24 protein-coding genes and 2 pseudogenes are annotated in these 25,668 nt (G+C 70.8%); 14 read left to right on the top strand and 12 right to left on the bottom strand.

What is annotated here, in order from left to right; all coding sequences use genetic code 11:
* The first annotated feature begins 9 nt into the window (after positions 1–9).
* Entirely contained in the window at positions 10–1,767 is a 1,758-nt protein-coding gene (locus QFZ26_RS13520) for an FAD-dependent oxidoreductase (protein ID WP_307042943.1), read from the top strand.
* 40 nt (positions 1,768–1,807) lie between these two features.
* On the opposite strand, the gene QFZ26_RS13515 is transcribed toward QFZ26_RS13520, so the two are convergent.
* The gene (locus QFZ26_RS13515) at positions 1,808–3,577 is read right to left on the bottom strand and encodes an ABC transporter ATP-binding protein (protein WP_307042940.1); all 1,770 of its coding nucleotides are present in this window, start codon (positions 3,575–3,577) and stop codon (positions 1,808–1,810) included.
* Between the two features lie 46 nt (positions 3,578–3,623).
* On the opposite strand from QFZ26_RS13515, the gene QFZ26_RS13510 reads away from it, so the two are divergent.
* From QFZ26_RS13510 to QFZ26_RS13485, 6 genes and pseudogenes are all read left to right on the top strand, one after another.
* Positions 3,624–4,952 (top strand): GNAT family N-acetyltransferase, encoded by a 1,329-nt coding sequence (locus tag QFZ26_RS13510; RefSeq protein ID WP_307042938.1) that lies wholly within the window; start codon positions 3,624–3,626, stop codon positions 4,950–4,952.
* 213 nt (positions 4,953–5,165) lie between these two features.
* Entirely contained in the window at positions 5,166–6,242 is a 1,077-nt protein-coding gene (locus tag QFZ26_RS13505; RefSeq protein WP_307042936.1) for a sugar ABC transporter substrate-binding protein, read from the top strand.
* A gap of 128 nt (positions 6,243–6,370) precedes the next feature.
* Positions 6,371–7,123: an ATP-binding cassette domain-containing protein gene (locus QFZ26_RS13500; protein ID WP_307042934.1), complete on the top strand. Its 753-nt coding sequence runs from the start codon at positions 6,371–6,373 to the stop codon at positions 7,121–7,123.
* Positions 7,120–8,403 (top strand): sugar ABC transporter permease, encoded by a 1,284-nt coding sequence (locus tag QFZ26_RS13495; RefSeq protein WP_307042932.1) that lies wholly within the window; start codon positions 7,120–7,122, stop codon positions 8,401–8,403. Before QFZ26_RS13500 ends, QFZ26_RS13495 begins: the two co-directional genes overlap by 4 nt.
* Before the next feature lie 232 nt (positions 8,404–8,635).
* Positions 8,636–9,460: pseudogene (locus QFZ26_RS18905) on the top strand (peroxidase family protein); the annotation flags it as partial.
* A gap of 265 nt (positions 9,461–9,725) precedes the next feature.
* The gene (locus tag QFZ26_RS13485) at positions 9,726–10,217 is read left to right on the top strand and encodes a hypothetical protein (RefSeq protein WP_307042928.1); all 492 of its coding nucleotides are present in this window, start codon (positions 9,726–9,728) and stop codon (positions 10,215–10,217) included.
* A 39-nt stretch (positions 10,218–10,256) separates the two neighbouring features.
* On the opposite strand, the gene QFZ26_RS13480 is transcribed toward QFZ26_RS13485, so the two are convergent.
* On the bottom strand, positions 10,257–11,363 hold the full coding sequence (locus QFZ26_RS13480) for an AI-2E family transporter (RefSeq protein WP_307042926.1): 1,107 nt from the start codon (positions 11,361–11,363) through the stop codon (positions 10,257–10,259).
* Positions 11,364–11,642: 279 nt separating this feature from the next.
* Between QFZ26_RS13480 and QFZ26_RS13475 the strand changes: the two genes are divergently transcribed.
* Positions 11,643–13,031 carry an MDR family MFS transporter gene (locus tag QFZ26_RS13475; RefSeq protein ID WP_307045079.1) on the top strand — a complete coding sequence of 463 codons (1,389 nt, stop codon included), beginning with the start codon at positions 11,643–11,645 and terminating at the stop codon, positions 13,029–13,031.
* A gap of 32 nt (positions 13,032–13,063) precedes the next feature.
* On the opposite strand, the gene QFZ26_RS13470 is transcribed toward QFZ26_RS13475, so the two are convergent.
* The 3 genes from QFZ26_RS13470 to QFZ26_RS13460 all read right to left on the bottom strand — a co-directional run bounded on the left by QFZ26_RS13470 (position 13,064) and on the right by QFZ26_RS13460 (position 16,691).
* Positions 13,064–14,503 (bottom strand): lipase maturation factor family protein, encoded by a 1,440-nt coding sequence (locus QFZ26_RS13470; RefSeq protein ID WP_307042925.1) that lies wholly within the window; start codon positions 14,501–14,503, stop codon positions 13,064–13,066.
* Between the two features lie 44 nt (positions 14,504–14,547).
* On the bottom strand, positions 14,548–15,993 hold the full coding sequence (locus tag QFZ26_RS13465) for a phytoene desaturase family protein (RefSeq protein ID WP_307042923.1): 1,446 nt from the start codon (positions 15,991–15,993) through the stop codon (positions 14,548–14,550).
* Positions 15,994–16,061: 68 nt separating this feature from the next.
* Positions 16,062–16,691, bottom strand: coding sequence for an NUDIX hydrolase (locus tag QFZ26_RS13460; protein WP_307042921.1), 630 nt, complete (start codon positions 16,689–16,691; stop codon positions 16,062–16,064).
* A gap of 177 nt (positions 16,692–16,868) precedes the next feature.
* On the opposite strand from QFZ26_RS13460, the gene QFZ26_RS13455 reads away from it, so the two are divergent.
* Positions 16,869–17,663: an MBL fold metallo-hydrolase gene (locus tag QFZ26_RS13455; protein ID WP_307042920.1), complete on the top strand. Its 795-nt coding sequence runs from the start codon at positions 16,869–16,871 to the stop codon at positions 17,661–17,663.
* 3 nt (positions 17,664–17,666) lie between these two features.
* On the opposite strand, the gene QFZ26_RS13450 is transcribed toward QFZ26_RS13455, so the two are convergent.
* On the bottom strand, positions 17,667–18,239 hold the full coding sequence (locus QFZ26_RS13450) for an NADPH-dependent F420 reductase (protein ID WP_307042918.1): 573 nt from the start codon (positions 18,237–18,239) through the stop codon (positions 17,667–17,669).
* A gap of 104 nt (positions 18,240–18,343) precedes the next feature.
* Between QFZ26_RS13450 and QFZ26_RS13445 the strand changes: the two genes are divergently transcribed.
* The 3 genes from QFZ26_RS13445 (at position 18,344) to QFZ26_RS13435 (ending at position 20,327) form a co-directional block, all read left to right on the top strand.
* Positions 18,344–18,865 carry a MarR family winged helix-turn-helix transcriptional regulator gene (locus QFZ26_RS13445; protein ID WP_307042916.1) on the top strand — a complete coding sequence of 174 codons (522 nt, stop codon included), beginning with the start codon at positions 18,344–18,346 and terminating at the stop codon, positions 18,863–18,865.
* A 218-nt stretch (positions 18,866–19,083) separates the two neighbouring features.
* The gene (locus QFZ26_RS13440) at positions 19,084–19,707 is read left to right on the top strand and encodes a ClpP family protease (RefSeq protein WP_307042914.1); all 624 of its coding nucleotides are present in this window, start codon (positions 19,084–19,086) and stop codon (positions 19,705–19,707) included.
* Positions 19,704–20,327 carry a ClpP family protease gene (locus tag QFZ26_RS13435; RefSeq protein WP_307042912.1) on the top strand — a complete coding sequence of 208 codons (624 nt, stop codon included), beginning with the start codon at positions 19,704–19,706 and terminating at the stop codon, positions 20,325–20,327. The genes QFZ26_RS13440 and QFZ26_RS13435 overlap by 4 nt, the downstream gene beginning before the upstream one ends.
* 9 nt (positions 20,328–20,336) lie before the next feature.
* Here QFZ26_RS13435 and QFZ26_RS13430 read toward each other — a convergent pair whose 3' ends face one another.
* From QFZ26_RS13430 to QFZ26_RS13415, 4 genes and pseudogenes are all read right to left on the bottom strand, one after another.
* A complete protein-coding gene (locus QFZ26_RS13430) occupies positions 20,337–20,555 on the bottom strand; it encodes a hypothetical protein (protein ID WP_307045165.1) in 219 nt (72 codons plus the stop codon).
* 79 nt (positions 20,556–20,634) lie between these two features.
* Positions 20,635–20,973 (bottom strand): annotated as a pseudogene (locus QFZ26_RS13425) (Sir2 family NAD-dependent protein deacetylase); the annotation flags it as partial.
* A 62-nt stretch (positions 20,974–21,035) separates the two neighbouring features.
* The gene (locus tag QFZ26_RS13420) at positions 21,036–21,521 is read right to left on the bottom strand and encodes a helix-turn-helix domain-containing protein (RefSeq protein WP_307042910.1); all 486 of its coding nucleotides are present in this window, start codon (positions 21,519–21,521) and stop codon (positions 21,036–21,038) included.
* Between the two features lie 75 nt (positions 21,522–21,596).
* Complete coding sequence (locus QFZ26_RS13415; protein ID WP_307042908.1) at positions 21,597–22,073, bottom strand: MarR family winged helix-turn-helix transcriptional regulator; 477 nt, start codon at positions 22,071–22,073, stop codon at positions 21,597–21,599.
* Between the two features lie 86 nt (positions 22,074–22,159).
* On the opposite strand from QFZ26_RS13415, the gene QFZ26_RS13410 reads away from it, so the two are divergent.
* On the top strand, positions 22,160–22,744 hold the full coding sequence (locus QFZ26_RS13410; RefSeq protein WP_307042906.1) for an NADPH-dependent FMN reductase: 585 nt from the start codon (positions 22,160–22,162) through the stop codon (positions 22,742–22,744).
* Between the two features lie 62 nt (positions 22,745–22,806).
* On the opposite strand, the gene QFZ26_RS13405 is transcribed toward QFZ26_RS13410, so the two are convergent.
* Entirely contained in the window at positions 22,807–23,109 is a 303-nt protein-coding gene (locus QFZ26_RS13405) for a DUF1540 domain-containing protein (RefSeq protein ID WP_307042904.1), read from the bottom strand.
* Between the two features lie 204 nt (positions 23,110–23,313).
* Here QFZ26_RS13405 and nhaA point away from each other — a divergent pair, with 204 nt between their 5' ends.
* Positions 23,314–25,152, top strand: coding sequence for a Na+/H+ antiporter NhaA (nhaA, locus tag QFZ26_RS13400; RefSeq protein WP_307042902.1), 1,839 nt, complete (start codon positions 23,314–23,316; stop codon positions 25,150–25,152).
* A 9-nt stretch (positions 25,153–25,161) separates the two neighbouring features.
* Here the strand turns inward: nhaA and QFZ26_RS13395 are convergent, their stop codons facing one another.
* A complete protein-coding gene (locus QFZ26_RS13395; RefSeq protein WP_307042900.1) occupies positions 25,162–25,392 on the bottom strand; it encodes a hypothetical protein in 231 nt (76 codons plus the stop codon).
* Positions 25,393–25,668: the final 276 nt, after the last annotated feature.

The raw sequence follows: 25,668 nt of genomic DNA, 5'->3' as shown, positions 1-25,668 counted from the left end.
ACTCGCCGCGTGGCGGCCCGGGCCGCCGCCACGCGCCACGCCGAGGGGGCCGAACGCATGGACGTCCGTGAACCGCCGCACCGGCCGCCCGCCATCCTCGTCGTCGCGAGCGACCCGTCGGCCCGTGCCTCGCTCCTCGAACCGCTCCAACGGAGGTATTCCGCCGACTACCGCATCATCGACGTCGAGAACCCCGACCGCGCGGTCGCGGCGGTCGAGGGAGTGCACGCCGAGGGCGGCGACCTCGCCCTCGTGCTCGCCGACGACCCGTCACCGGTCTCCGGGCACGAAAGCGTGTTCGCGGCGGCCCGACGCCGGTTCCCCGACGTGCGGCGGGGACTCGTCATCGAGTGGGGATCATGGGCAGACCGCGCGACGGCCGATGCCGTGCTCGAGCTCATGACGCGCCTGCAGATCGACTACTACGTGGTGCGTCCCGTGCACTCGCCCGACGAGTCGTTCCATCGCGCCGTGACCGACTTCCTCCGCGAGTGGGAGGCCGCCGCCGGCAAGCGGCACCGGGGCTTCACCGTCATCGGCGACGACGCGCAGCCGCGCACGCACCTGCTGCGGAGCATCCTCGCGCGAGGCGGGGTCCCCACCGACCACCTCACGCCCGACGCACCCGACGCCCTCGCGATGCTCGCGGAAGCCGCCGTCGACTATGCGGGCGTCCCACTCGTGCGCACCGCCGACGGCCGGGTGCTCGTCGACCCCGACGACGCCGAGCTCGCACGCGCTCACGGCCTCGAGACGGCCCTGCCGACCGGAATCGTCGACCTCGCGGTCGTCGGCGCGGGCCCGGGCGGCCTCGCCGCTGCGGTGTACGCGGCATCCGAAGGACTCGACACACTCGTGCTCGAGGGCGAGTCGATCGGCGGGCAGGCGGGATCGAGCTCCCTCATCCGCAACTACCTCGGCTTCTCGCGCGGCGTCTCCGGGGCCGAGCTCGCCCAGCGCGCCTACCAGCAGGCCTGGGTATTCGGCGCCCGGTTCGCTCACACTCGTCGCGCCACCGGCATGCGCGTCGTCGACGGCGGCTTCGAGCTCGATGCCGCCCCCGGCGAGATCGTGCGTGCACGCGCGGTGGTGCTCGCGACTGGGGTCAGCTATCGACGAATCTCGGCGCCCGGCCTGCGGCCGTTCGTCGGGGCGTCGGTGTTCTACGGCGCCTCGTCGGTCGAGGCGCGTGCGCAGGCAGGACGTGACGTGCTCGTCATCGGCGGCGGCAACTCCGCGGGGCAGGCGGCGCTCCACCTCGCCCGGTACGCCCGCTCCGTCGCGCTCGTCGTGCGCGGAGAATCGCTCGCCGACAGCATGTCGCGCTACCTCATCGACCAGCTCGAGGCCGCGGGCGTCGGACTGATCACCGGCTCGCGCGTCGTCGATGCGGGCGCGGGCGGTGCCGACCGACTCGATCACGTGGTGCTCGAGCGCACGGGATCGGGCGAGCGCGTCGCCGTGCCGGCCCACGCCGTCTTCATCACCATCGGTGCCCGGCCACACACCGAGTGGCTCCCGCCCGAGGTGCTGCGCGACCGCTGGGGGTCGGTGATCACCGGCGCGGAAGTGCTCGCCGAAGGCGGGCGGCGGGCGTGGCTCGGCAGCGACGACGGCCCGGCGCCGCTCGAGTCCTCGGTGCCGGGCTTCTTCGCCGTCGGGGACGTGCGGCGGGGTTCGGTGAAACGCGTGGCCTCCGCCGTCGGCGAGGGGTCGGTGGTCGTCTCGTCGGTGCACGCGCACCTCGGCGCGCACGCGGGCGGCTGAGGCATCCGCACTGAAAGGGCACGCGTCCCGTGGCATTCGGTCAGGCGGACTGTACCCGGTGCAGCTCGGCGTAGCGCCCGCCGGCGGCCACGAGCTCGGCGTGCGTGCCGACCTCGACGATGCGTCCGCGCTCGAGCACGACGATGCGGTCGGCCGAGCGGATGGTCGAGAGCCGGTGGGCGACGACGAGCGTGGTGCGGTCGCGCATGAGGTGTTCGAGCGCACCCCGGACCTTCGCCTCCGACTCGGGATCGAGGGCGCTCGTCGCCTCGTCGAGCAGCAGCACGCGGGGGTCGCGCACGAGCGCACGGGCGATGGAGAGTCGCTGGCGCTGGCCGCCCGAGAGGCGCGCGCCGCGCTCGCCGACGACCGTGTCCCAGCCGTTCGGCTGCGCCTCGACGATCTCGAGCGCGTTGGCCCCGCGCAGCGCGGCGAGCACCCGCTCGTCGGCGACATCGTCGAGCCCGTAGACGATGTTCTCCCTGATGGTGCCCTCGAAGAGCACCGACTCCTGCGGCACGACCGAGACGAAGCGGCGGAAGGTGCGAAGGTCGAGCTCCTCCATGTCGACGCCGTCGAGCAGCACCCGGCCCCGCCCCGGCCGGAGGAAGCCGAGTACGACGTTCACAAGGGTCGACTTGCCCGAGCCCGACGAGCCCACGAACGCGACCGTCTCGCCCGCTCGGACCTCGAGTGACACGTCGTCGAGCGCCGGCGTCGCGCCGGACTCGTAGCGGTACTCGACGTGCTCGAGGCGGAGGTCGCCGACCACCTGGTCGACGGCGCGCTTGCCCGCGTTGAACTCGAGGTCGGGCTCCTGCACGACTTCGGCGATCGAACGGATCGACTCGGTGCCACGGGCGATCACGGGCAGGAGCATGAGCAGGTTCGTCGCGGCGCCGGTGAGCAGCGCGAAGTAGGAGCTGAGGAGCACGACCTGCCCGGCGGTGATCGGGATCCAGCCGTTGATCGACACCCAAGCGGCGAGCACGAGGCATCCGACCCCGAGCAGTTGCAGGCTCACCCAGGAGAGCGAGGCGAACCGCCCGTTCAGCAGGTCGAGCTGGAATCCGGCGCTGCGCACCCCCTCGGCGCCGTGTGCGACGCGATTGACGGCGGTCTGCTCGAGGCCGTGCGCGCGGGTGATCGGCATGAGCGTCGCCATCTCGCCGACGCGCGCCGAGAACGCCTCGACCTCGCGACGGAAGGTCGCATTGCGTGCGGCGCTGCGGCGATTGAGGATCGCGCGCAGCAGCACGGCGAGCGGGATCGCGAGAGCGTAGACGGGCAGGAACGCGGGCACGTTGATCGCCGTCATGACGACGGCGCCGATGAGCACCATCGTCGCCGAGAGCAGCGGATGCGTCGTCTGCTGCAGCATGAGCTCGACGTTCTCGACGTCGCGCACGACCTTGGTCTGCACGATCGCGGAGTTGGCGCGCGTGTGGAAGCCGATCGAGAGCGACTGGAGACGAGACGCGAGGGCATTGCGGAGGTCGGCGCCGATCGAGCGCACGGCGCCCATGAACAGTCGCGTGTACTGCACGTGGTTCGGGTAGTTCTGGAGCAGTGCGACGAGCGCGATTCCCGCCCAGAGGTAGAGGGTCGAGGCGGGGCCGCCCGCGACGACGACGTCGATGATCTCAGCGGTGACCACGGGCAGCAGCCAGAGCGGGGTGTCCTTCAGGGCGAAGAACCCGACCGAGCCGAGCACGCGGGCGCGATGCAGGCCCAGGAGCCGGAACACCGAGCGCAGCGGATGCCGTCCGTCGATCGCGGATTCGATCTTGGAAAGCGCTTGCCGAGTCATTGTTCCATTGTGCCGTGAATCCGGCGGCGGTCGCTACGCTGGGTTGATGTCGTTCGATCTCCAGGCAATCCCGGTCGACCCCGCGGCATCCGCCGATCTCGCGGCCCAGCAGCTCGAGTACCGGGTGCTCGACCCGGCCGACACCACCGCACTCGATGCCTGGATCCAAGCCGACGTTCGCGGCTTCCACCACTCCCGGCCGCGACCTCCCGAGCTCGAGTACGACCGCCGCGTCATGGCCGAGCGGCGCGTGCAGGGCGTGTACGACGCGGCAGCGGCCGACCCGATCACGCCGGTGGCCACCGTGTCGTCGTGGCCGACAGGCCTCAGCGTGCCCGGCGGCCGCAGCGTCGACGCCTGGGCGGTGAGCTCGGTCACCGTCGCACCGACCCACCGCCGTCGCGGCATCGCGCGTGCGCTCATGCACGGCGAGCTGGCCAACGCGCAGCATGCCGGCGCAGCCCTCGCGGTGCTCACGGTCACCGAGGCGACCATCTACGGGCGCTACGGCTACGCCCCTGCCGCGCAGGCGGCGACCGTGCACGTCGACCGCCGTCGTGCCAAGTGGATCGGTCCGGATGCCCCGGGCCGCCTGCAGTTCGTCGAGGCCGCCTCCCTCCGCGAGATCGCTCCCGCGCTCGCGCGCCGCGCCGTCGCCCGCACGCCGGGCGAGGTCGACCGCTGGCCAGGGCTCCTCGACCGGGTGCTCGGACTCGTCGACCCCGAGAGCGACTCCGCGCGCGCCATCCGCCTCGTGCGCTACGACGACGAGCACGGGCAGCCCCAGGGCTTCGTCGCCTATCGGGTGCAGCGCATCCCCGACGAGCCGGGCGAGCTCCAGTTCGACTTCCTCGCCGCCGCCACCGACGACGCCGAACGCGCCCTCTGGCGCTTCCTCGTCGAGCAGGATTTCGTGTCGGGCGTCCGCGGCACGCTCCGCTCGGTCGACGAGCCGCTGCACTGGCTCCTCGAAGACCCGCGCGCCATCACGATGTCGAACGTCGTCGACCACCTCTGGGTGCGCGTGCTCGACCCCGTAGCGGCCCTCACCGCGCGCGACTACGGCACGCCGGGCACGCTGCGCATCCACGTCGATGATCCCCTCGGCCATGCCGCCGGGCGATTCGACCTCACGGTCGGCGACAGTGGCCGGGCCGAGGTCGAGCGGGTCGAAGCCGATGCTGCGACATCCACTCGTGGCGTCCGCGGCATCCGGCTCGGAGTGCGGGAGCTCGGCGCGATCTACCTCGGCGGCGTGCGTGCCTCGGTGCTCGCGCGTGCGGGTCGCATCACCGAACTGTCGCCTCGCTCGCTCGCGCTCACCGACCGGATGTTCCAGGCGCAGCGCACGCCGCAGCTGAGCATCTGGTTCTGACCGGTCACCCCAGTTCGGGGCATCAGGTGAGAGCGCTCCCCCGGAGTGCCGCCGAACACGCACATCTTTGCTTACTGACCGGTCAGTTAGTTACCCAAGCGTTATGAACGCTTTTGTTCCGCAGCGCCACAAATGCGCGATCATGGCTGTGCCGCGCCAATGCAGACGACGGCACCACGAGGGGTCGACCTCACCTCAGAGAAGGGGAGCGCCATGAAGTCAACTTCATTGGTCTCTGCTGCCGCACTCGCCGGAATCTCGGCACTACTGCTGGCAGGCTGTTCGGGCGGCGCCGGCGAAGGCGACGGGGGCGGGGGGAGCGACGGCGGCGAAGCCGCCACGCGAGCCTGCGTCATCCTCCCCGATGCCGCGTCATCACCGCGTTGGGAGAACAACGACCGTCCCTATCTCGAAGAGGGCCTCACCGAGGCCGGGTTCGAGACCGACATCCAGAACGCCCAGGGTGACACCAACAAGTACGCCACCATCGCCGACCAGCAGCTCAGCAAGGGCTGCGGCGTGATGCTGCTCGTCGACTACAACGGCGCAGGTGCCGCCGTGGCCGAGAAGGCCAAGGCCGAAGGCATCCCGGTCATCGCCTACGACCGCCCGATCGAGGGTGTCGACTACTACGTCTCGTTCGACAACGTCGAGGTGGGCCGCCTCGAGGGCCAGTCGATCGTCGACGGCCTCGCGGCCGCCGGCAAGGATCCGGCCACCGCGAAGGTCGTCTACATGGGCGGCGACCCTGCCGACGGCAACGCCAAGATGTTCCACGACGGCGCCGTCGAGGTCATGGAGGAGGCGGGCATCACGCCGGCTGCCGAGCCGCCGGGAGTCTGGGACGGCGACAAGTCCGCCACGAACTTCGAGCAGGCGCTCACCTCGCTCGGCGGAGTGGTCGACGCCGTCTGGGTCGCGAACGACACGAACGCGGCGGGCGTCATCACGGTCCTCGACAAGAACGGCCTCACCGTTCCGGTCTCGGGCCAGGACGCCTCGATCGCGGGCCTGCAGAACGTGCTGCTCGGCAAGCAGACCGCCACGGTCTACAAGCCGATCAAGCTCGAGGCCGACGCCGCCATCGAGCTCGCCACCGCGCTGCTCGAGGGTGAGACGCCGACGGCCGACCAGGAGCTCGAAGACGGCACGCCGTACATCGCGGTGACCCCGCAGCTCGTCGGTCCCGAGCAGGTCGTCGACGTCGTCGACGCCGGCGATGCCGACCCGGCCGAGCTCTGCGAGGGCGAGGTCGCGGCCGCCTGCGAGCAATACGGCATCAGCGGCTGAGGCCCCAGCGCGGAAGGCCCCGGGCAGCACCGATGAGGTCGGCTCGGGGCCCTTCCGACTCACCCGCGCTCGCGCCCCCGGCGCGTGTCACACTGAGCAGGACAGCGTCGTCTGAAAGGAATCCCCGCATGGATGCGCCCATCATCGAGTTGTCAGGGGTCGTCAAGAGCTTCGGCCCGGTCAGCGTGCTCAAGGGCGTCGACCTCAAGGCCTACCCGGGCAAGGTCACCGCACTCGTCGGCGACAACGGAGCCGGCAAGTCGACGCTCATCAAGGGACTCGCCGGCGTGCAGCCCTACGATGAGGGCGTCGTGCGGTTCGACGGCGAGGAGGTGACCCTGCACACTCCCCGCGACGCGGCGCACCTCGGCATCGAGGTCGTCTATCAGGACCTCGCCCTCTGCGAGAACCTCGACATCGTGCAGAACATGTTCCTGGGCCGTGAAGAGACGGCGTTCGGCACGTTCGACGAGGGGCGCATGGAGCGGCAGGCGTCCGACACGCTCCGCTCGCTCTCGGTGCGCACCGTCAAGTCGGTGCGGCAGAAGGTCTCGTCGCTCTCGGGCGGCCAGCGCCAGACCGTCGCCATCGCACGGGCGGTGCTGAAGAAGGCCCGAGTGGTGATCCTCGACGAGCCGACCGCGGCGCTCGGCGTCGCGCAGACCGAGCAGGTGCTGAACCTCGTACGCCGCCTCGCCGACCAGGGCGTCGCGGTCATCATCATCAGCCACAACCTCGTCGACGTGTTCGCCGTCGCCGACCACGTCAACGTGCTGTACCTCGGCCAGATGGTCGCCTCGCTCGACACAGGCGAGACCACCAGCGACGACGTGGTCGGATACATCACCGGCACGAAGACTCCGACGGGAGCGACAGCATGACCACGCAAGGCACGGTCCCGACCTCCGAGGCCGCCCCGGATCCGGGCGTCGGCGACCTCATCGGCAGCGGCCAGGAGGGCGGCGTCGGCGATCAGGTGCGCGCCTGGTGGCAGCGCGTGCGCAGTGGCGAGATGGGCGCGCTGCCCGCGGTCGGCGGGTTCATCGTGCTCAGCGTCATGTTCTCGATCCTGAGCCCGTTCTTCCTGACCGAACGCAACTTCGCCAACCTCATGACGCAAGCGGCGACGCTCGTCATGCTCGGCATGGCCCTCGTGTTCGTCATCCTGCTCGGCGAGATCGACCTGTCGGCCGGGGTCACCGCCGGCGTGACGATGTGCATCTTCATCGTTCTTGTCAACGTGCAGGGCTTCAACTGGATCGTCGCCCTCGCGATCGCGTTCGCGACCGGCATCGCGATCGGCACCTTCATCGGCTTCTTCGTCGCAAGGGTGGGCATCCCGTCATTCGTGGTGACCCTCGGCCTCTTCCTGGGGCTGCAGGGCCTCGAGCTCATGATCATCGGCTCGGGCGGCCTCTACCGCGTGCAGATCCCCGAGATCCTCGCCATCCAGAACAGCAACATGCCGCCGTGGGCGGGGTGGGCCATGCTCGTCGTCATCCTCGCGGTGTCGGCCGGCACCTCGTTCTGGGATCGGGCACGCCGGGCACGTGCCGGCGTCCCCAATCGCACCATCGCACTCGTGTGGATCAAGCTCGGCGTCATCGCGGCGCTCGGCGGCACCGTCGTGTTCATCCTCAACCAGGACCGAGGGCAGTCCATTCGAGCCGTGCAGGGCGTCCCCATCGTCGTGCCGATCGTGCTCGTGATCCTGTGGATCGGCACGTTCGTGCTCGACCGCACTCGATACGGCCGCTACATCTACGCGATCGGCGGCAACGCCGAGGCCGCCCGCCGCGCGGGCATCAAGGTCGTCCTCATCCGCTGGACGGCGTTCATCGTGTGCTCCTCGCTCGCGGTCGTCGCCGGCCTCTTCTCCATCAGCAAGGTCGGGTCGGTGGATGCCGCGGCCGGGCGCGACCTCGTGCTGAGCGGCGTCGCGGCGGCCGTCGTCGGCGGAGTGAGCCTCTTCGGCGGACGCGGGCGCCTGCTGCACGCCGCCATCGGCGCGCTCGTGATCGCGGTGATCACGAACGGGCTGGGCCTGCTCAACCTGCCCGCCGGCGTCAACTACGCGGTCACGGGCGGCGTGCTCATCCTCGCGGCCACGGTCGACGCGGTGTCGCGGCACCGGGCGGGCGGCGCGGTGCTCCGCACCTGACGCGGCGTTCACGGATGCGGCGGGAGCCCGGGCGCCGCGGCATCCGTGTGCCCCTCGGGCCCAGCCCTCAGTGCTGCCACTGAAATCCGTGCCAGACGCGCCCACTTGTCTTGAGCATCGCTCGGCTCGGCGCTAACGTCGCGCCTGAAACACACCGACTCAGTCGCGATGCGTTCCCCCTGGCCATCTCGCGTGGCACATCCGGCGACAGGTCCATCTCGGAGGGAACACAATGCACCACGCCACTGCGCACACCATCGTGCCGCTCAATGTGCCGCACTCGCGGAGCCACGAGGGCCGTTTCGGCCGGCTCTTCGGGCGCGGCTTCACGATCTGGGAGCCGCCGGGATCGGGCGACCCCGAGAAGTCGCTCGCGATCCACGAGTTCGCCGTCAACGAGATGTTCGGCGACGACGCGCCGCCCGAGAGCAGCATGCCGGTCGGCTACACGTACTTCGGCCAGTTCGTCGACCACGACATCACCTTCGATCCGCAGTCGAGCCTCACCAGGCACAACGATCCCGACGGGCTGCAGAACTTCCGCTCGCCACGACTCGACCTCGACAGCCTCTACGGGCGCGGGCCCGACGACCAGCCCTATCTCTACGACCACACGCGGGTGCTCCACGACGGGTTCGCGGGGTTCCTCGCGACCGGCACGGGCGCGAATCCGTCGGGCCTCGAGCCCGACCTGCAGCGCAACGCCGAGGGCGTCGCCATGATCGGCGATCCCCGCAACGACGAGAACATCATCGTCTCGCAGCTGCAGCTGGCATTCGCCCTCGTGCACAACAACGTGCTGCAGAAGCTCGCGGATGCCCCGGGCGCATCGTCCCGCGGCGGGCGAAGCCTCTTCCTCGAGGCGCAGCGCATCACGGTGTGGTTCTACCAGTACCTCACCTGGAACGACTTCATCTCGCGCGTCGTCGACCCCGCGGTGTTCGCGAAGGCGATCCAGTTCGATGAGGATGCCGGCGACGGCGATGGCCCGTTCTACGACGTGCGCTACGGATTGAAGGGCGTCTACGACTGGAGCGTGAACCCGTACATCCCGGTGGAGTTCTCGACCGCGGCCTATCGTTTCGGCCACTCGATGATCCGCTCGGAGTACCAGCTCAACTTCCCGCTCCAGGGCGGCGTCGGCGCGCAGTTCGGCAAGCCGATCTTCGCCGCGCCCCGGCACCCCGCCACGGCCCGACGGCCCGCCCGACCTTCGCGGCGGCAGCCGGCTTCCCGCGAAGCACTCGCTGCAATGGGACTGGTACTTCGACTTCGCCTCGTCGGTGAAGCCCGTCTTCCCGCAGCTCGCGCACAAGATCGACATGCGGCTGTCGCGGGCGGTGTTCAACATCCCTGCCGGGCAGGGCGCGTCGAATCCCCTCGCCGAGCTCAACATCCGGCGCGGCTGGCGCATGGAGCTGCCGCCGGCGAGCGAGGTCGCGACCGCGCTGCACGTTCGGCCGCTGCCGAACCTGGCGCCGATGGAGGAGTCGCTGTGGGTCTACATCCTGAAGGAGGCGGGCGAGCAGCACGATGGCGAGCGCCTCGGTGCGGTCGGCTCGACGATCGTGGCTGCGGTGTTCTCCGGGCTCCTGCGCGGCGACCCGTTCTCGTACCTCAACCGGGATCCGCATTGGACGCCGGCGAAGGAGCTCGTCGACGGCGTGCCGCTCTTCGAGAAGGCCTCGGCCGAGCGCCCTGGCGCCGACCCCGCTGCACCCTGGGAGATGGTCGACCTGATCCGTGCCTCCGGGCTTCCGGAGTCCCTCCCGCAGATCCAGGGCGTGCTCGCCGCCAGCCCCGTGCCGGCCTAGCGGCCGCTCGTGCCGGGCGCCCGCGGTGCGGGCGCCCGGCTAGATCGCGTCCTGCCTGGGGAAGACGACCTTCTCCATGATGATGATGAGCGACGCGGCGATCGGGATCGCGACCAGGGCACCGAGCACTCCGCCGAGCGTGCCGCCGGCGACGGCGGCGATGACGACGAGCGCGCCGGGCACCGCGACCGCACGGTTCATGATGCGAGGGCTGAGCACGTAGGCCTCGACCTGCATGTAGATCAGGTAGTAGATGCCCGCGGCGAGCGCGGTCTCGGGCGAGGCGGCGAAGCACACGAGCGAGATGATGATGGCGCCTGTCAGGGTTCCCACGAGCGGCACGAGTGAGAACAGGAACGCGATGAAGGCCAGCAGGATGGGCGCCGGCGCGCCGATGATCGACAGGTAGATGAGGCTCAGCACGCCGTTGATGGCGGCGAGGCTCACCTGGCCGATCACGTAGCGGCCGACCGAGCCGGTGATCTCCTCGGAGACCTCGCGATACGAGCCGCGCGAGCTCGCCGGCACGAAGCGGGCCGCGTAGCGGCGCATCGAGTCGAGGGAGGCGAGGAAGTACAGGGTGAGGATGAGCACGATCACCGCGCCGGTGAAGCCACCGGCGATTCCGGCCCCCACGGCGAGGATGCCGCCGCCGAGCGAGCCGAGGTTCTGGGGGTCGGCGAGCCAGTCGCCGGCGGAGGCGATGGCGTCTTGGATCGCCTGACCGCTGCCGCTCAGGTTGTTGAGCCAGGCCACGAAGTCGCTGTTCTGCACGTTCTCGACGATCGAGTCCCAGTCCTCGACGATCTTCGTGGTCTGCTGCACGATGATCGGCACGATCGTCGCGATGAGGCCCACGAAGACGCCGATCACGATGACGAAGACGAGGAGGATCGCGAGCCATCGAGGCATCTCGCGACGCTGCAGCCAGCTCACGACCGGGTCGAGGCCGAGCGCGAGGAACAGCGCGAGCGCGACGTAGAGGATGACGGTGCCGAGCTGTCCGACGATGCCGCCGAGCAGCACGGCGAGCAGCACGCCGAGCGCCCCGACGAAGCCGATGCGGAACGCGCGGATCTTCAGCTCGGGTGCACGCGACTCGCTGGATGTCGTGACCTGGGCAGCCGGGGGCGGTGTGGGAGCCACCGGGCGTTTCGTTCGGATCCGCATGATCCGACGCTAATGCGCGCGGGCGGCACGGCGGCGTGCCGGGCACGGCGAGTTCCGAACACGGATGCCCCTGCGTCCACGCGGGCGCCGAGGCATCCGTGCGCTCGACGGCTCGCCGTTCGCGGAATGAATCCCCTCCCGACGCGTTGGCCTTCAGTGGGGCCGCGCTTCGACGCGCCCGGAACGAGGAGGAACGTGACCGAGCAGGCTGCCGTCGGATTCCGTTCCGAGCGCGGGCCCGTGCTCATCGCGGTGATGCTCTCGACCGGGCTCATCGCGATCGATGCGACGATCCTCGCGACGGCGGTGCCGTCGATCGTGGCCGACATCGGCGGGTTCGCGCAGTTCCCGTGGCTCTTCTCCATCTACCTGCTCGCGCAGGCGGTCTCGGTGCCGGTCTACTCGAAGCTCGCCGACACCGTCGGCCGCAAGCCGATCATGCTCATCGGCATCGGCTTGTTCCTGGTGGGCTCGGTGCTGTGCGGGTTCGCCTGGGACATGACCTCGCTCATCGTGTTCCGCGCCGTGCAGGGGCTCGGCGCCGGTGCCGTGCTGCCGGTCTCGATCACCATCACCGGCGACATCTACTCCGTTCGCGAGCGGGCTCGCGTCCAGGGCTACATCGCGAGCGTCTGGGCCGTCTCGTCGGTGTTGGGCCCCACGCTCGGCGGGCTCTTCGCGGAGTTCGCCTCGTGGCGCTGGATCTTCTGGGTGAACATCCCCCTCTGCGTCATCGCGGCCCTGATGCTCCTCCGGGCGTACCACGAGAAGGTCGGCCGCGAGAACCACCGCATCGATGTGGCCGGCGCGACCGTGCTGACCGTGGCGCTCACGCTGCTGATCCTCGCGGTGCTCGAGGGCGGGCAGGCCTGGGCGTGGGATTCGTGGCAGTCGATCGCCGCCTTCACCGTCGGCGGCCTGCTGCTCGTCGCGTTCGCGCTCATCGAGCGGCGTGCGGCCGAGCCCGTGCTGCCGCTCTGGCTCTTCTCCCGGCGCCTCATCGTGACGACGTCGCTCATCTCCCTCGGCGTCGGCGCCGTGCTCATCGGCCTCACCTCGTACGTGCCGACCTTCCTCGAGGTCTCGGCGGGCACCTCGCCGCTGATCTCGGGGCTCGCGGTCGCCGCACTCACGCTCGGCTGGCCGATCGCGGCCTCGCAGTCGGGCCGACTGTTCCTCCGCATCGGCTTCCGCCGCACCGCGCTCATCGGCCTCGCGGTCGCCGTGCTCGGAGCGGCGTCGCTCGTGGTCGTCTCCTTCACGCCGAATCCGTGGACGGCCGCGCTCGCGTGCTTCATCGTCGGCCTCGGGTTGGGACTCGTCGCCTCCCCGACGCTCATCGCGGCGCAGTCGTCGGTGCCGTGGACCGAGCGCGGGGTCGTCACCGGAGCCAACATGTTCCTCCGCTCGGTCGGCAGTGCCGTTGGCGTCGCGATCTTCGGTGCCGTCGCGAACGGCGTCATCGCCCGCTCGGGCCTCGGGGAGCACTCCCCCGTGGCGATCCAGTCGGCATCGACAGCGGTGTTCATCGCGGTGCTCGTCGCCGCATTCGCGACGATCGCGGGTGGCCTCGCCATGCCACAGGCGCACGTCGACGACGTGGAGCACCGCCCGGTGGAGAGCACCGCCGTCGACGAGCACTGAGCTCGCCGCCGCGCGCTCCGCGCTGCCGCCGCTCAACGCAGGCCGGTGGGCGGAATCACGTCGCCCTGCAGCGTGCGCACCCACCGCTCGCCCGTCTCGCGGTACTCCGCACGGGTCGCGAAGCGGTAGCGGTAGGCCCGGGCGCGCACCCAGCGCGGCGGCGAGCCGCCGAACGGGTCGCTGCGGAGCAGGCGCAGCGTCGGGGCATCCGCCTCGAGCAGCCGCAGCAGGAACGCCTCGAACCACGGCTCCCACATGCGCCCGAGCGGCAGGAACCACATCAGCCAGTCGAGGCGCAGGTGGTACGGCGCCCATTGCCGCGGCACCGCGCGAACATCGCCCGGCTTGCCCTTGAAGCCGTACTCGCGCCACTCGGCACCCTCGCCGGGTGTCTCGGCGAGGGTGCCCTCGACGACGATCTCGATGCGCCGCTTCGTCACCGTGCCGAAGGCGCCGTAGGCGTTCACGAGCATCCACCGGTTGAACGACGCGTTCATGAGCTGCCGCCGGGAGAACAGGTTCTGCACGGGCCGCACGCTCAGCACGAGCAGCAGCACCGTCACCGCGGCGACGATGGCGAACCACCAGAGGGGCGTGGTCGAGGCATCCGTGCCGAGGTTCGCAGGAATCGCCGGGATGAGCCAGTGCCAGGCCGGGTCGGTGATGGCGGATGCCGCGAGCACGACGGTGATCCAGTTGAGCCACGCGAAGTTGCCGGTGACGATGAGCCAGAGCTGCGTGAGGATCACCACCGTCGCGGCCGCCGACCCCACGGGCCCGGGCACGAAGAGCAGGAACGGGACGATGAGCTGCGCGAAGTGATTGCCGAGCACCTCGCCCTTGTGGAACCACCTCGGCAGCAGGTGCGCCTGGCGGCTCAGCGGATTCGGCATCGGCTGCGTCTCGTGGTGGTACGTGAGCGCCGTGAGGTCGCGCCACTCCGAGCCGCCGCGGATCTTGATCATGCCCGCCCCGAACTCGAGGCGGAACACGAGCCACCAGATCGCGACGATGACCGCGAGCGGTGGCGGCTGGTCGTTCGAGCCGAGGAACGCGACGGTGAAGAGCGCCTCGCAGAGCAGCATCTCCCAGCCGAAGCCGTAGAACGTCTGGCCGACGTTCACGATCGAGAGATAGAGCACCCACAGCGCGAGGAAGACGAGGAGCGGCACCCACGGCGGGCCCAGCTGCGGGAGTCCGATGACGACGGATGCCGCGAACACGAGCCCGGCCACCGCGACGGCGACGAGCCGCCGGTCGGAGTACCCCCAGCGGAAGAGGCTCGGGCCGCGCAGGCGCCGAGCGAGCCGCAGCAGCTCGGGAACCGGCAGCAGCCCGTGCTCGCCGAGCAACGGCCGGAACTGGTTCAGCGTCGAGAGGAACGCGACGAAGGCGAGCGCCGCCACCCCGCGCTGCAGCACCTGGCGAGCGATCTCGTAGTCGTGCGCGTCGAACCAGCCGGTCCAGTCCACGCCCACACGCTACGCCGAACCCCGTGTGCTGGGGAACCGGCTTGTCAGCCGATGCCGAACCGCTCGCGCAGCGCGAGCTTCGCCGCCCACCACCCGTTCATGCCGTGCACGGCCGGGCCGGGCGGTGTCGCGCTCGAGCAGAGGTAGACGCCGTCGACGGGCGTGCGCCACGGGGCCGTCGACACGACCGGCCGCTTCACGAGCTGCGCCATCGTCAGCTCGCCGGCGTAGATGTCGCCGCCCACGTAGTTCGGGTTGTAGGCGGCCAGCTCGGTCGCCGAGCTCGACGCCGACGCGAGTACGAGGTCGCGGAACCCGGGCGCGAACCGCTCGACTTCGGCGGTGACGAGCTCGGTCGCGTCGAGCGTCGAGCCCGCGGGTACGTGCGTGTAGGCCCAGAGCACGTGCTTGCCCGCGGGCGCGCGGCTGGGGTCGGCGATGCTCGGCTGCGTCACGAGGATGTACGGATGCTCCGGCCCGCCGCCCGAGCCCCCGCTCGTGATCCCGGGCTGGTGTCCGCGTGCGACGGCGTTCTCGGCCGCCGCGATCTCGGCGCGGGACCCGCCGAGGTGCACCGTCGGCGCGAGCCCCACCTCGGGGTTCGCCCACGGAACCGGTCCGTCGAGGGCGAAGTCGACCTTCGCGACGCCCGAACCGTAGCGGTAGCGCCGCAACGCGCGGGCGTAGCCGGACGGGAGGTCGGCGGTGAACAGGAGCGCGGGTGCGGTGTCGAGCAGGACGGCGCGGGAATCGCTCACCTCGTCGAGGGAGGTGACCGGGACATCCGTCACGATTTCGCCGCCGCGCGCGCGGAGCTCGTCGGCGAGCGCGTCGGCGAGCACCTGCGAGCCGCCGACGGGGAACCCCCAGCCCGCGCCGTGCGCGTGCATCGCGAGCAGCAGCCCGGCACCGGCCGACGCGAGCGTGGGCGTGCCGCCGGCCGCGTGTGCGACCACGCCCGTGAAGAGCGCGGGTGCGATGTCGCCGCGGAAGCGCGTGTTCCACAGAGCGGTGCCCTGCTCGAGCGAGCGCAGCCCGAACCGGAGTGCGGCGATCGGGTCGCGCGGCACCCGCAGCAGCTGCGAGCCCGTGAAGTCGATGACGCCGCGCGAGCGCGCGAGGAGCGGCGCGACCAGCCGGCGCCACGCGGGGCCGTCGGCGCCGAGCCCCTCGACGGTGCGGTCGAGGTCGCGCCAAGCGAGTCCGGCGCGGCCGCCGTCGAGCGGGTGCGCGTACGAGAGCTCGGGCACGACCCACTCGACCCGGTCGAGCAGACCGAGCTTGCGGAAGACGGGCGACGCGAGGCCGGCCGGATGCACCGCCGAGCACACGTCGTGCCAGAATCCGGGCAGCGTGAGCTCGGCTGTGCGCAGGCCGCCACCGATCGTGGACGCACCCTCGAGCACGCGCACCGACAGTCCGGCGCGGGCGGCGATGACGGCCGCGACGAGCCCGTTGGGCCCGCTGCCGACGACCGTGACGTCGGTCACGCGATCATCCGGCGCCGAGGGTGTTGACGTAGACCCAGGGCAGTCCGTCCATGACGAGCCGGTGCTGGTTACCCTCGGCGACGCGGGGTGTCGTACTCGTCGTCGTCCTGCCAGAGGATGGTGCGGCCGTCGTCGCTTCGCTTCGCGATGTAGGGGCGCACCTCGCCGCTGCGGAGCTCGGCGAGGGCCTCGTCGACGGATGCCGCGTGCACCAGGCCGTGCAGGGTGACCCACGTCGGCGGCCACAGGGTCATGCTGCCGGCCGCGTGCCGTTCGAGTGCGTCGACGGGGCGCACCCACTCGACCGCGGCGACCTCGTCGGGCGCGGGCCGGATCTCGCCCTCGGGGACGCGCACCGCGAAGAACGTGGTGGTGAGCTGCTTCGGCGAGTTCTTCGGCGGCGTCCATCGCGAGAAGGGCACGAGTTCGCGGCGGTCGAGCTCAAGCCCGATCTCCTCTCGCGTCTCGCGCACGGCGGCACGGAGCGCGGCGTCTTCGGAGTCGAAGGCCCCGCCGGCGGCATCCGCCGGGTCGACCGCGCCGCCCGGGAAAACCCAGGCTCCGGCGAACGAGCCGCGGTCGTGGGGGCGCTCGGCGAGGAGCACCTCGAGCCCGCGCTCGCCGTCGCGCAACAGCACCACGGTTGCCGCTGAGCCGGTCGCCTTCGGATCGGTCAGGGATTCGAGCTCGCTGTCCATGCCTCTCAGACTAGGCCGCGCCGGTCGCTCACGCACCGGTGCGGAGTACACGCGTTCGGGGGCCGATCGGCGCGAGGGGTGGACGCTCGGACGCCCCACAGCGACGCCCACGACCGACCGTCCCGCACGTGACGGCGTACCGGCCGGCGGGCAGCCCGAGTGGATACACTTCGGGGCATGGATGAGCCCGCAGCACCCGGCGAGCAGGCCACCCCGTTCACCCGGCTCCTGCTCGCACCGAACGCCGGCCCGATGACCCTCGGCGGCACGAACTCCTACGTGCTGCGCGCGCCGGGCGCGAGCAGTGTCGTCATCGTCGACCCCGGTCCCGACGACCACGGGCACCTCAGCCGGCTCGCGAGCGCCGGTCGGGTCGAGCTCGTGCTCGTCACGCACCACCACGCCGACCACGTCGAGGGGCTCGACGCGTTCCATCGCATGACGGATGCCCCGGTGCGCGCGATCGACCCCGTACACTGCTTCGCCGCCGAGCCACTCACCGACAGCGAGCTCGTCGTGGCCGCCGGCCTCGAGATCCACGTGCTCGCCACCCCCGGGCATACCGCCGACTCGGCGTGCTTCGTGCTCGCGGGCGACGGCGACTTCGGGTCGGTGCTCACGGGCGACACCATCCTCGGCGCGGGCACGACGATCATCGCCGATCCCGACGGCTCGCTCGGGCCCTACCTCCACTCGCTCGGCCGGCTCCGCGCGCTCGGCGCGCCGGGGCCCACGACGGTGCTCCCCGGACACGGTCCGGTGCTGCCCGATCTCACGGCGGTCTGCGACGCCTATCTCACCCACCGTGCCGAACGTCTCGAGCAGGTGCGCGGCGCCTTGCGCCAGCTCGGCGACGACGCGTCGACCGAGGCGGTCACCGACGTCGTGTACTTCGACACGGATGCCTCGGTGCGAAGCGCAGCCGAGGCATCCGTTCGAGCGCAGCTCAGGTACCTGCGCGGCATCGCCTGATCGTCAGGAGACGAGGGCGAACCCGGCGTCCCAGCCGGTCTTCTCCTGCACCGCGAGCGTGAGCTGGAGGAAGCCGAGCGCTTCGAGCTCTCGCGCCCGGCCGAGGCGGCCGGCGTCGACCGCGGCGACGCCGCCGGCACGCACGACGTCGGCGAGCTGCTGCTTGGCGAGGTCGTCGTCGCCCGCGATGAGCACGGTCGTCGGCTGGCCGCCGACCGACTTCGTCGCGAGCGTCGCGGCGAAGTTCGTGTTGAACGCCTTGAGCACGCGGGACTCGGGCAGCGCTTCGGCGAGTTCGCTCGCCCGCGATCCGTCGGCGGGCGCGACGAGCGAGTCGAAGGTCTCGAAGTTCAGCGGGTTCGTGATGTCGACGACGATCTTGCCGGCGAGCTGTGCGCCGCGGGTCGCGACGATCTCGTCGAGCGCGGGGTGCGGCACGGCGAGCACGACGATGTCGCCGTTGATCGTGTCGGCCGTGTCGCGACCGATGAACTCGACGGTGTTGCCGCCGGCGGCCACGATGGCTCCGATCGCGTTGCCCATGTTGCCGGATCCGATGATGCTGACGGTGGTCATGTGTGGTTCTCCTCCACGCGCCGTTCGACGCGATTACTTGTAGGGACAACCAACACTCTAGCGATAATCAGTTGTCGCGTCAACCAATGCGCTAGACTCGACGCATGAGCAGTGAGACGAGATGGCTGAGCACCGAGGAGTCGGCCGCGTGGGTGCGCCTCGTCGCGCTCACCGAACTGCTGCCGAACGCGCTCGACACGCAGCTCCTGCGTGACGCCGGCCTCACGCACTTCGAGTACGGCGCCCTCATGGCGCTCGCCGGCGCGCCCGACCGCACGATGCGCATGACCGCGCTCGCCGCGCGCACCAACGCGACACTCCCCCGCCTCTCGCACGTCGCCCGGCGACTCGAGGAGCGCGGGCTCATCCGCCGGTTCCCCTGCCCCGAGGATCGCCGAGCCACGAACGCGACCGTCACCGACGCGGGCCTCGACCTGATCGCCCAGGCCGCACCCGGTCACGTCGAGACCGTGCGCTCGAGCGTGCTCGACGTGCTCAGCCCCGAGCAGCTCGGACAGCTCTACGAGATCGCCGGCGCGGTGCTCACGCGACTCGACCCCGACGAGCGCCTCACCGCGACCTCGTGCCAGTTCAGCGAGGGCCCCGCGGTCGCTCGCGCGGGCTGACGCCGCCTTCCCCATCTCCCGACGCCGAGAGTGCGCGTCGTGTCGGAATTCCGCGACGATTCCGACACGACGCGCACTCTCGCGACGACTGGGGTGACGAGGGGGCGACGCGGGGGGCGATGAGGGGCGACGAGTCGTGCGAGGGCGTTCCGCTGAGGGCAGTGCTGCTCAGAGCGGCATCCGCCCCACGACGCCGTCGCCCGGCGCAGGCTGGTCGCATGACCGATCACGAGACCCCACCGATCCATCCGATCGACGCCGAGCTGACGAGGCGGCTCTTCCACGAACGCATCATCGTGCTCGGCGACGAGCTCGACCAGCAGGGCGGCAATCGTCTCATCGCGCAGCTCGTCACCCTCGCCGCCGACGACCCACGCCGCGACATCCGCTTCTGGATCAACTCCCCCGGCGGCTCGGTGTCGGCGATGCTCGCGATCGCCGATGTCATGCGGTCGATCCCGAACGACGTGTCGACGATCGCCGTCGGCATCGCGGCGAGCGCCGGCCAGTTCCTGCTGTCTGCGGGCACGAAGGGCAAGCGGTTCGCGCTGCCCCATGCGCGCATCCTCATGCACCAGGGCTCCGCCGGCATCGGCGGCACCGCGGTCGACGTCGAACTGCAGGCCGACGACCTGCGCTACACCCGCGACACCGTGCTCGGACTCGTCTCGGAGTTCACCGGCCAGCCCGTCGAACGCCTCGCGGAGGACTCGCTGCGCGACCGCTGGTACACGGCGGGCGAGGCCGTCGACTACGGCTTCATCGACCGCGTCGCCGACGGCTTCGGCGAGATGCACCCGGGGGTCGTGCACCCCCAGACCGGATTGCGAGTCCCGGCATGACCAGTTACACGATTCCCTATGTCGTCGAGAAGCGCGGCAACAGCGAGCGCTCGCTCGACGTCTACAGCCGGCTGCTCTCCGAGCGCATCGTCTACCTCGGCACCGAGATCGACGACGGCGTCGCGAACGTGCTCATCGCGCAGTTCCTGCACCTCGCGTCGGAGTCGAACGACCTGCCCATCAGCCTCTACCTGAACTCCCCCGGCGGCTCGCCCGGCGCGGCGCTCGCGGTCTACGACACGATGCAGCACATCCGGCCGGATGTCGCGACGACGTGCGTCGGCCAGGCCGGCGGGCCGGCCGCGGTGCTGCTCGCCGGCGGGGCCAAGGGCCAGCGTTCGATCCTGCCGCACGGCCGGGTCATCCTGCACCAGCCCTCGACGCAGGGGCGCGGCACGATCCCCGACCTCATCATCCACGCCGACGAGGTCGTGCGGGTCCGCGCCGAGCTCGAGGCGGCGCTCGCGGCCGACACCGGACGAGATGCCGTGACCCTGCGTCACGACACCGACCGCGACCTCATCCTGCCCGCCGCAGCGGCGGTCGAGTACGGTCTCGCCGACCACGTGCTGACCTCGCGGGTGCCGGTCGGTGCGGGCATGGCCGCGGCGCTCGCGTAGTCGCGGTGATCAGGTGAGCTCGTCGACCCACTCGGGCACGAGCACGCTTGCCGGCCCGAGCCGCGTCTCGTCGAAGAGCGGCGTGATCTCGCTCTCGGCGAGGTTGAGCTCGAGCGTGCGGGCGCCGTACTCGGCGGCGACGAGCACGAAGCCCGCCGCAGGGTAGACCGCGCCCGAGGTGCCGATCGCGACGAACAGCTCGCACCGCTCGAGCGCCGCCTCGATCACGTCGAGGTCGTAGGGCCGCTCCCCGAAACCACACGACGTCGGGGCGGAGCATCCGCTCGCCGCATGCCGGGCACGCCGGCTGCTCGACGAGGTCGCCGGGCACCGGCGAGCGCCGACCGCACGACCCGCACAGCGCCGACGACAGCTCGCCGTGCATGTGCACGACGCGGCGGGATCCGGCCCGCTCGTGCAGGTCGTCGATGTTCTGCGTCACGAGGAGCAGCCCGTCGCCGAGCGCACGCTCGAGCCGGGCGAGCGCGAGGTGTGCGGCATTCGGGACGACGGATGCCACGGCACGACGTCGCGCGTCGTAGAAGCGTTGCACCGTGTCGGGGTCGCGGGCGAACGCCTCTGGCGTCGCGACGTCTTCGACGCGATGCCCCTCCCACAGGCCGCCGGCGTCGCGGAACGTCGGCACCCCGCTCTCGGCGGAGATGCCGGCCCCCGTGAGCACGACGACGCGCGGGTGGGCCGATTCGGTCACGCGACGAGCAGGAACACCTCGGCGCTCGACACGCCGGTGCCGGTGCCGGTGATCACCGACAGGGAGTGCGCGTCGGCGGGTGCGGTGAGATCGAGCGGATGCCCCGGAGCCGGTGCCGCTGCGCCGAACGGCGCGGTCGGGCGACGCCGCACCAGCTCACGTTCGCGCTCGGAGCGGCGTTCGTCGTCGCGAGCCGCGCCGAGTCGCCCGGCGACGCGGGCGACGACGTCGACGAGGTCGAGTCCGAGTGCCTGGGCGACCGAGCCGAGTACTTCCGACGATGGCTCCTTGCGGCCGCGCTCGACCTCGGAGAGGTACTGCGGCGAGACGCCGGCGGTCGCGGCGACCTCGGTGAGGATGCGCCCCTGCTCGAGCCGCTCGGTGCGCAGCACCCCGCCGGCGACATGTCGCCAGAGCGGTTTCGCGAGCGGCTTCGGCTCAGGCGAGCCCGGTTGCGGCGGGAATTCGACGACCTTGCCCATGCCCCGAGGGTAGCCCGCGACGTGCGGTCGGCGACAGGTCGATCCGCTCAGAGCAGAACCGGCGGGCGCACGCGCTCAGCCGGCCCGGAGCGCCGCCGGCTCGTTCAGCCGCTCGAGCACGCGTGCCGAGGCATCTGCGATCGCCCGCTTCTCGTGCGGTTCGAGCACGTCGAGGAAGAGCGTGCGGATGGCCGCGGCGTGGTCTCGCATCGAGCCGAGCAGCGCGCGCCGGCCGTCGCGGGTGAGCAGCACCCAAGTGCCCCGCCCATCGGTGTCACATTCGACGCGCTCGACGAGTCCGCGCGCGGCCATGCGCGTGAGCTGATGCGACAGGCGGCTCTTCTCCCAGCCGAGGGCCTCGCCGAGCGCCCCCGGGCGGAGGCGGCGGTCGGGGGCACGGAACAGCGTGAGCATGACGCCGTAGTCGCCCTGCGAGATGCCGGCATCGCGCTGGAGGCGGCGATCGAACTCGCGCATGAGCTCGGTGTACATCGTCGCGAACGCCGAGAACAGCTCCCACTCGGACTCGTCGACTTCGGACACTTCTGACATGCCTCCAGCATACCGGCATTTAGTTGACATGTCATCTTCCTGAGTTATGATGACGCGTCAACTACTTCGTTCGGGAAGGGACTCACATGTCCGAAATCAGGATCGGCATCATCATCGGCAGCACACGACCCGGTCGCGTCGGCGACCAGGTGGCGAAGTGGGTGCTCGATCAGGCGTCGACGCGAACCGACGCCGAGTTCGAGCTCGTCGACCTCAACGACTTCGCGCTGCCCCACCTCGACGAGGCGGTGCCGGCGAGCATGGGCCAGTACGCCAACGCGCACACCAAGGCGTGGGCACGGAAGGTCGACTCGTTCGACGGCTACATCTTCGTGACACCCGAGTACAACCACTCCACCTCGGGTGCCCTGAAGAACGCGATCGACTTCGTCTACGGCGAGTGGAACAACAAGGCCGCCGGGCTCGTGAGCTACGGCAGCGCCGGCGGCACCCGCGCGGCCGAGCACCTGCGCCTCATCCTCGGCGAGCTCCAGGTCGCCGACGTGCGTCAGCAGGTCTCGTTCTCACTCATGACCGACTTCGAGAACTACTCCGTCTTCACGCCGGCCGAGTACCACGCCGGCATGCTGGCCACGCAGCTCGACCAGCTCATCCCGTGGGCGGGCGCGCTCGCGCAGGTGCGCGACCTGACCGTCGCGAAGGCGGCGTAGCCGGGGTGCACGAACGCCCCGGTGCTGCGCATCGCGCAGGACCGGGGCGTCGAGTTCGGGGCTCAGGCCGGCTCGTACGTGAGGCAGTCGGCGTCGACGGCGCCCGGCCCGACGCGCACGGATGGCGCGGTGCACTCGAGCGAGGAGTTGTGGATGCACTCCGACCGCTGGCACGCGCCGACGTGCGAGATCACCTTGTCGAGCCCGCCCTTGATGCCGAGTGGGATGAACGTCGCGCACTCGGCATCGCCGATCGAGCCGCCGATCGTCACGGCGGCGGCGTGGCAGTGCGAATGGTCGTTGTAGGAGCATCCGGTGACCGAACACTCGGAGACGGCGGGCAGTTCATCGAGCGTCATGCTCATGGCGACCTCCTGATGCGATTGCGACCGTACGTTACGGGAATGGTAGTCCCGCGGCGCCCCGGCCGACAGGGCTGGCGAGGCGTTTTCCCCCGATCAGGCGTGCTTTTCTTCTGAGGTTTGCCTTACCTTGCTTCGCCGAAGGCTGGAAGTCGGAAGCCGTCGGCATGCAGAATGAACCCACGAACGGGGAGGAGCGGCGAGGTCATGAGCAGCATCCCGGCCACCTCCACTGCCGTCGCTCGGCGCGTGCACCTGCGAGGCGGCACCGCCGACCGCAAGGCAGCCATGCTCCTCCTGCTCTTCACCGTCATCGCCGTCGTCTGGGCGAACTCGCCCTGGGGTGCGAGCTACGACGAGTTCTGGGACACCGAGGTCGACCTCTCGGTGGGAGGATTCGACGCCGTCTTCACCCTGCACGAGTTCGTCAACGACGGCCTCATGGCGTTCTTCTTCTTCACGGTCGGGCTCGAGGTCAAGCGGGAGTTCACGATCGGCGAGCTGACCGATCGCGCCCGGGCAGTGGTGCCGGTCGTCGCGGCGGTCGCCGGGCTCGTGCTGCCCGCGGTCATCTTCCTCGCACTGAACGCGGGCACCGCCGAGGCGCACGCGTGGGGCGTCGTCATCTCGACCGACACGGCGTTCCTCCTCGGGGCGCTCGCCATCATCGGGCCGAAGTACCCGGCACGGCTGCGCACCTTCCTCCTGACCCTCGCGGTCGTCGACGACATCGGCGCGCTCATCGTGATCGCCCTGTTCTACAACTCGGGCTTCGAGGTGCTCCCGCTCGCGATCGTCGCCGTGCTGCTCGTGCTCCTCGCGCTCGTGCGGTTCCTCCGCGCCGGACGCGGCGTCGCCTACGCCGTGCTGGGCTTCGCCCTCTGGCTGGGGGTCGGCGCCGCCGGGGTGCATCCGACGCTCGCCGGCGTCGCGGTGGCATTGATGATTCCGGTGTTCCCGCCGCGGCGCATGGAGGTCGAGCGTGCGGCCGCGCTCACCCGGGCGTTCCGCGAGTCGCCCGACGTGGGGGCCGCGCGCGCCGCGACCCGCAGCCTGCGGGACTCGCTCTCGATCAACGACCGCCTGCAGGATGCGTGGGGGCCCTATATCGCGTTCTTCGTGCTGCCCGTGTTCGCGCTCGCGAACGCCGGGGTGCGCTTCGACCCGGCGATCCTCGGCGCCGCGGTGACCTCACCCCTGGTGTGGGGCATCGTCGCGGGCCTCGTCGTCGGCAAGTTCGTCGGGATCACCGGCGCGACCGCGCTCGTGCAGAGGCTCCGCGTCGGCCGCCTCGCGCCGGGGCTCGCGATGCCGCGCATCGCCGGCGGCGCGGGTCTCTCCGGCATCGGCTTCACGATCTCGCTCTTCATCGTCGGCCTTGCGATCGACGACCCCGAGCTGCAGGATCTCGCGCGTGTGGGCGTGCTCGCGGCATCCGTCATCGCGTTCCTGCTGGGTTGGGGCATCTTCGCCGTCGCCGATCGCCTGCAGCCGCCGCAGGCCATCGGCGTGAAGCTCCTGCGACCGGTCGACGTCGATCGCGACCACTTTCGGGGGCGGCCGGATGCCCCGTACACGATCGTCGAGTACGGCGACTTCGAGTGCCCGTTCTGCAGTCGCGCCACCGGCTCGATCGACGCCGTGATCGCGCATTTCGGCGACGATGTGCGGTGGGTGTGGCGGCACCTGCCGCTCGAGCAGGTGCACCCGCACGCGAGGGAGGCGGCGCAGGCCTACGAGGCCGCGGCACTGCAGGGCCGCTTCCTGGAGATGGCGCGAACGCTGTTCGCGAACCAGGACCATCTCGAGACCGACGATCTGGTCGGCTATGCCCGCGACATCGGGCTCGACGTCGACCGCTTCGCCGAAGACCTCCGCTCGCCGGCGGTTGCACGTCGAGTCGAAGACGACGTGCTCGACACCGAGCTCATGGACCTGCACTCCACGCCGACGTTCTTCGTCGGCGAGAAGCGGCACGTCGGACCATACGACTCGGCGACGCTCATCCGCGCCCTCGAGGCGTCTCGGGAGCGCGACCTCGGCTGACCCGGCCTGCTATGCGGGAGCGTTGTCGGGGTCGACGGTCTCGAGCGTGTCCTCCTCGACCGGGTTGTCGGCCTCGAGGTCGTTCGCGTCGTCACCCACCTGGTCGTCGCCCTGCGCGGCATCCTTCTCGGCGGTCTCCACGTCGTCGGCCGCATTGTGCTGCTCCGCGTCGGGTCCGCCGACGTCGGGCGTGCCCGCTCGCGGGTCGCGTCGTTCCATCGGTTCGCGTGGGTCGGTCATGATCGCCTCCGTGCTCGGATGCTCCCAGCGTGCAGGGCGAGCGGATGCCCCGTCAACCGCTTGACGAACGCCCTCGCTGTCGCGGCATCCGTCTGCGATGAGGCTGTCGCTCGCGGCCTCGGGCGGGCAGAATGAACGCACAGACGATGGGGGTACGCGATGACGACGGAGTTCGTGCTGTGGTCACTTCTGGGGGCGTTCGGCGTGGTGGGCGGCATCCTGCTGCTGGCCGCGCTGTGGTCGCTCGTGCGGAGTCCACGTCGGTACTGACGGCGG

Origin of the sequence: Agromyces ramosus, assembly GCF_030817175.1 — a bacterium.
GTDB classification, from domain to species: domain Bacteria; phylum Actinomycetota; class Actinomycetes; order Actinomycetales; family Microbacteriaceae; genus Agromyces; species Agromyces ramosus_A.
The sequence above is the reverse complement of the archived record's forward strand: the minus strand, read 5'-3'. Positions and strand labels throughout refer to the sequence as shown.

What these genes read in the sequence shown, in the direction of transcription:
- QFZ26_RS13515 (WP_307042940.1), bottom strand. Translation starts at nt 3,577, where the DNA reads ATGACTCGGCAAGCGCTTTCCAAGATCGAATCCGCGATCGACGGACGG.
- QFZ26_RS13510 (WP_307042938.1), top strand. Translation starts at nt 3,624, where the DNA reads ATGTCGTTCGATCTCCAGGCAATCCCGGTCGACCCCGCGGCATCCGCC.
- QFZ26_RS13505 (WP_307042936.1), top strand. Translation starts at nt 5,166, where the DNA reads ATGAAGTCAACTTCATTGGTCTCTGCTGCCGCACTCGCCGGAATCTCG.
- QFZ26_RS13500 (WP_307042934.1), top strand. Translation starts at nt 6,371, where the DNA reads ATGGATGCGCCCATCATCGAGTTGTCAGGGGTCGTCAAGAGCTTCGGC.
- QFZ26_RS13495 (WP_307042932.1), top strand. Translation starts at nt 7,120, where the DNA reads ATGACCACGCAAGGCACGGTCCCGACCTCCGAGGCCGCCCCGGATCCG.
- QFZ26_RS13485 (WP_307042928.1), top strand. Translation starts at nt 9,726, where the DNA reads ATGCGGCTGTCGCGGGCGGTGTTCAACATCCCTGCCGGGCAGGGCGCG.
- QFZ26_RS13475 (WP_307045079.1), top strand. Translation starts at nt 11,643, where the DNA reads ATGCTCTCGACCGGGCTCATCGCGATCGATGCGACGATCCTCGCGACG.
- QFZ26_RS13460 (WP_307042921.1), bottom strand. Translation starts at nt 16,691, where the DNA reads ATGGACAGCGAGCTCGAATCCCTGACCGATCCGAAGGCGACCGGCTCA.
- QFZ26_RS13455 (WP_307042920.1), top strand. Translation starts at nt 16,869, where the DNA reads ATGGATGAGCCCGCAGCACCCGGCGAGCAGGCCACCCCGTTCACCCGG.
- QFZ26_RS13450 (WP_307042918.1), bottom strand. Translation starts at nt 18,239, where the DNA reads ATGACCACCGTCAGCATCATCGGATCCGGCAACATGGGCAACGCGATC.
- QFZ26_RS13445 (WP_307042916.1), top strand. Translation starts at nt 18,344, where the DNA reads ATGAGCAGTGAGACGAGATGGCTGAGCACCGAGGAGTCGGCCGCGTGG.
- QFZ26_RS13440 (WP_307042914.1), top strand. Translation starts at nt 19,084, where the DNA reads ATGACCGATCACGAGACCCCACCGATCCATCCGATCGACGCCGAGCTG.
- QFZ26_RS13435 (WP_307042912.1), top strand. Translation starts at nt 19,704, where the DNA reads ATGACCAGTTACACGATTCCCTATGTCGTCGAGAAGCGCGGCAACAGC.
- QFZ26_RS13420 (WP_307042910.1), bottom strand. Translation starts at nt 21,521, where the DNA reads ATGGGCAAGGTCGTCGAATTCCCGCCGCAACCGGGCTCGCCTGAGCCG.
- QFZ26_RS13415 (WP_307042908.1), bottom strand. Translation starts at nt 22,073, where the DNA reads ATGTCAGAAGTGTCCGAAGTCGACGAGTCCGAGTGGGAGCTGTTCTCG.
- QFZ26_RS13410 (WP_307042906.1), top strand. Translation starts at nt 22,160, where the DNA reads ATGTCCGAAATCAGGATCGGCATCATCATCGGCAGCACACGACCCGGT.
- QFZ26_RS13405 (WP_307042904.1), bottom strand. Translation starts at nt 23,109, where the DNA reads ATGAGCATGACGCTCGATGAACTGCCCGCCGTCTCCGAGTGTTCGGTC.
- nhaA (WP_307042902.1), top strand. Translation starts at nt 23,314, where the DNA reads ATGAGCAGCATCCCGGCCACCTCCACTGCCGTCGCTCGGCGCGTGCAC.
- QFZ26_RS13395 (WP_307042900.1), bottom strand. Translation starts at nt 25,392, where the DNA reads ATGACCGACCCACGCGAACCGATGGAACGACGCGACCCGCGAGCGGGC.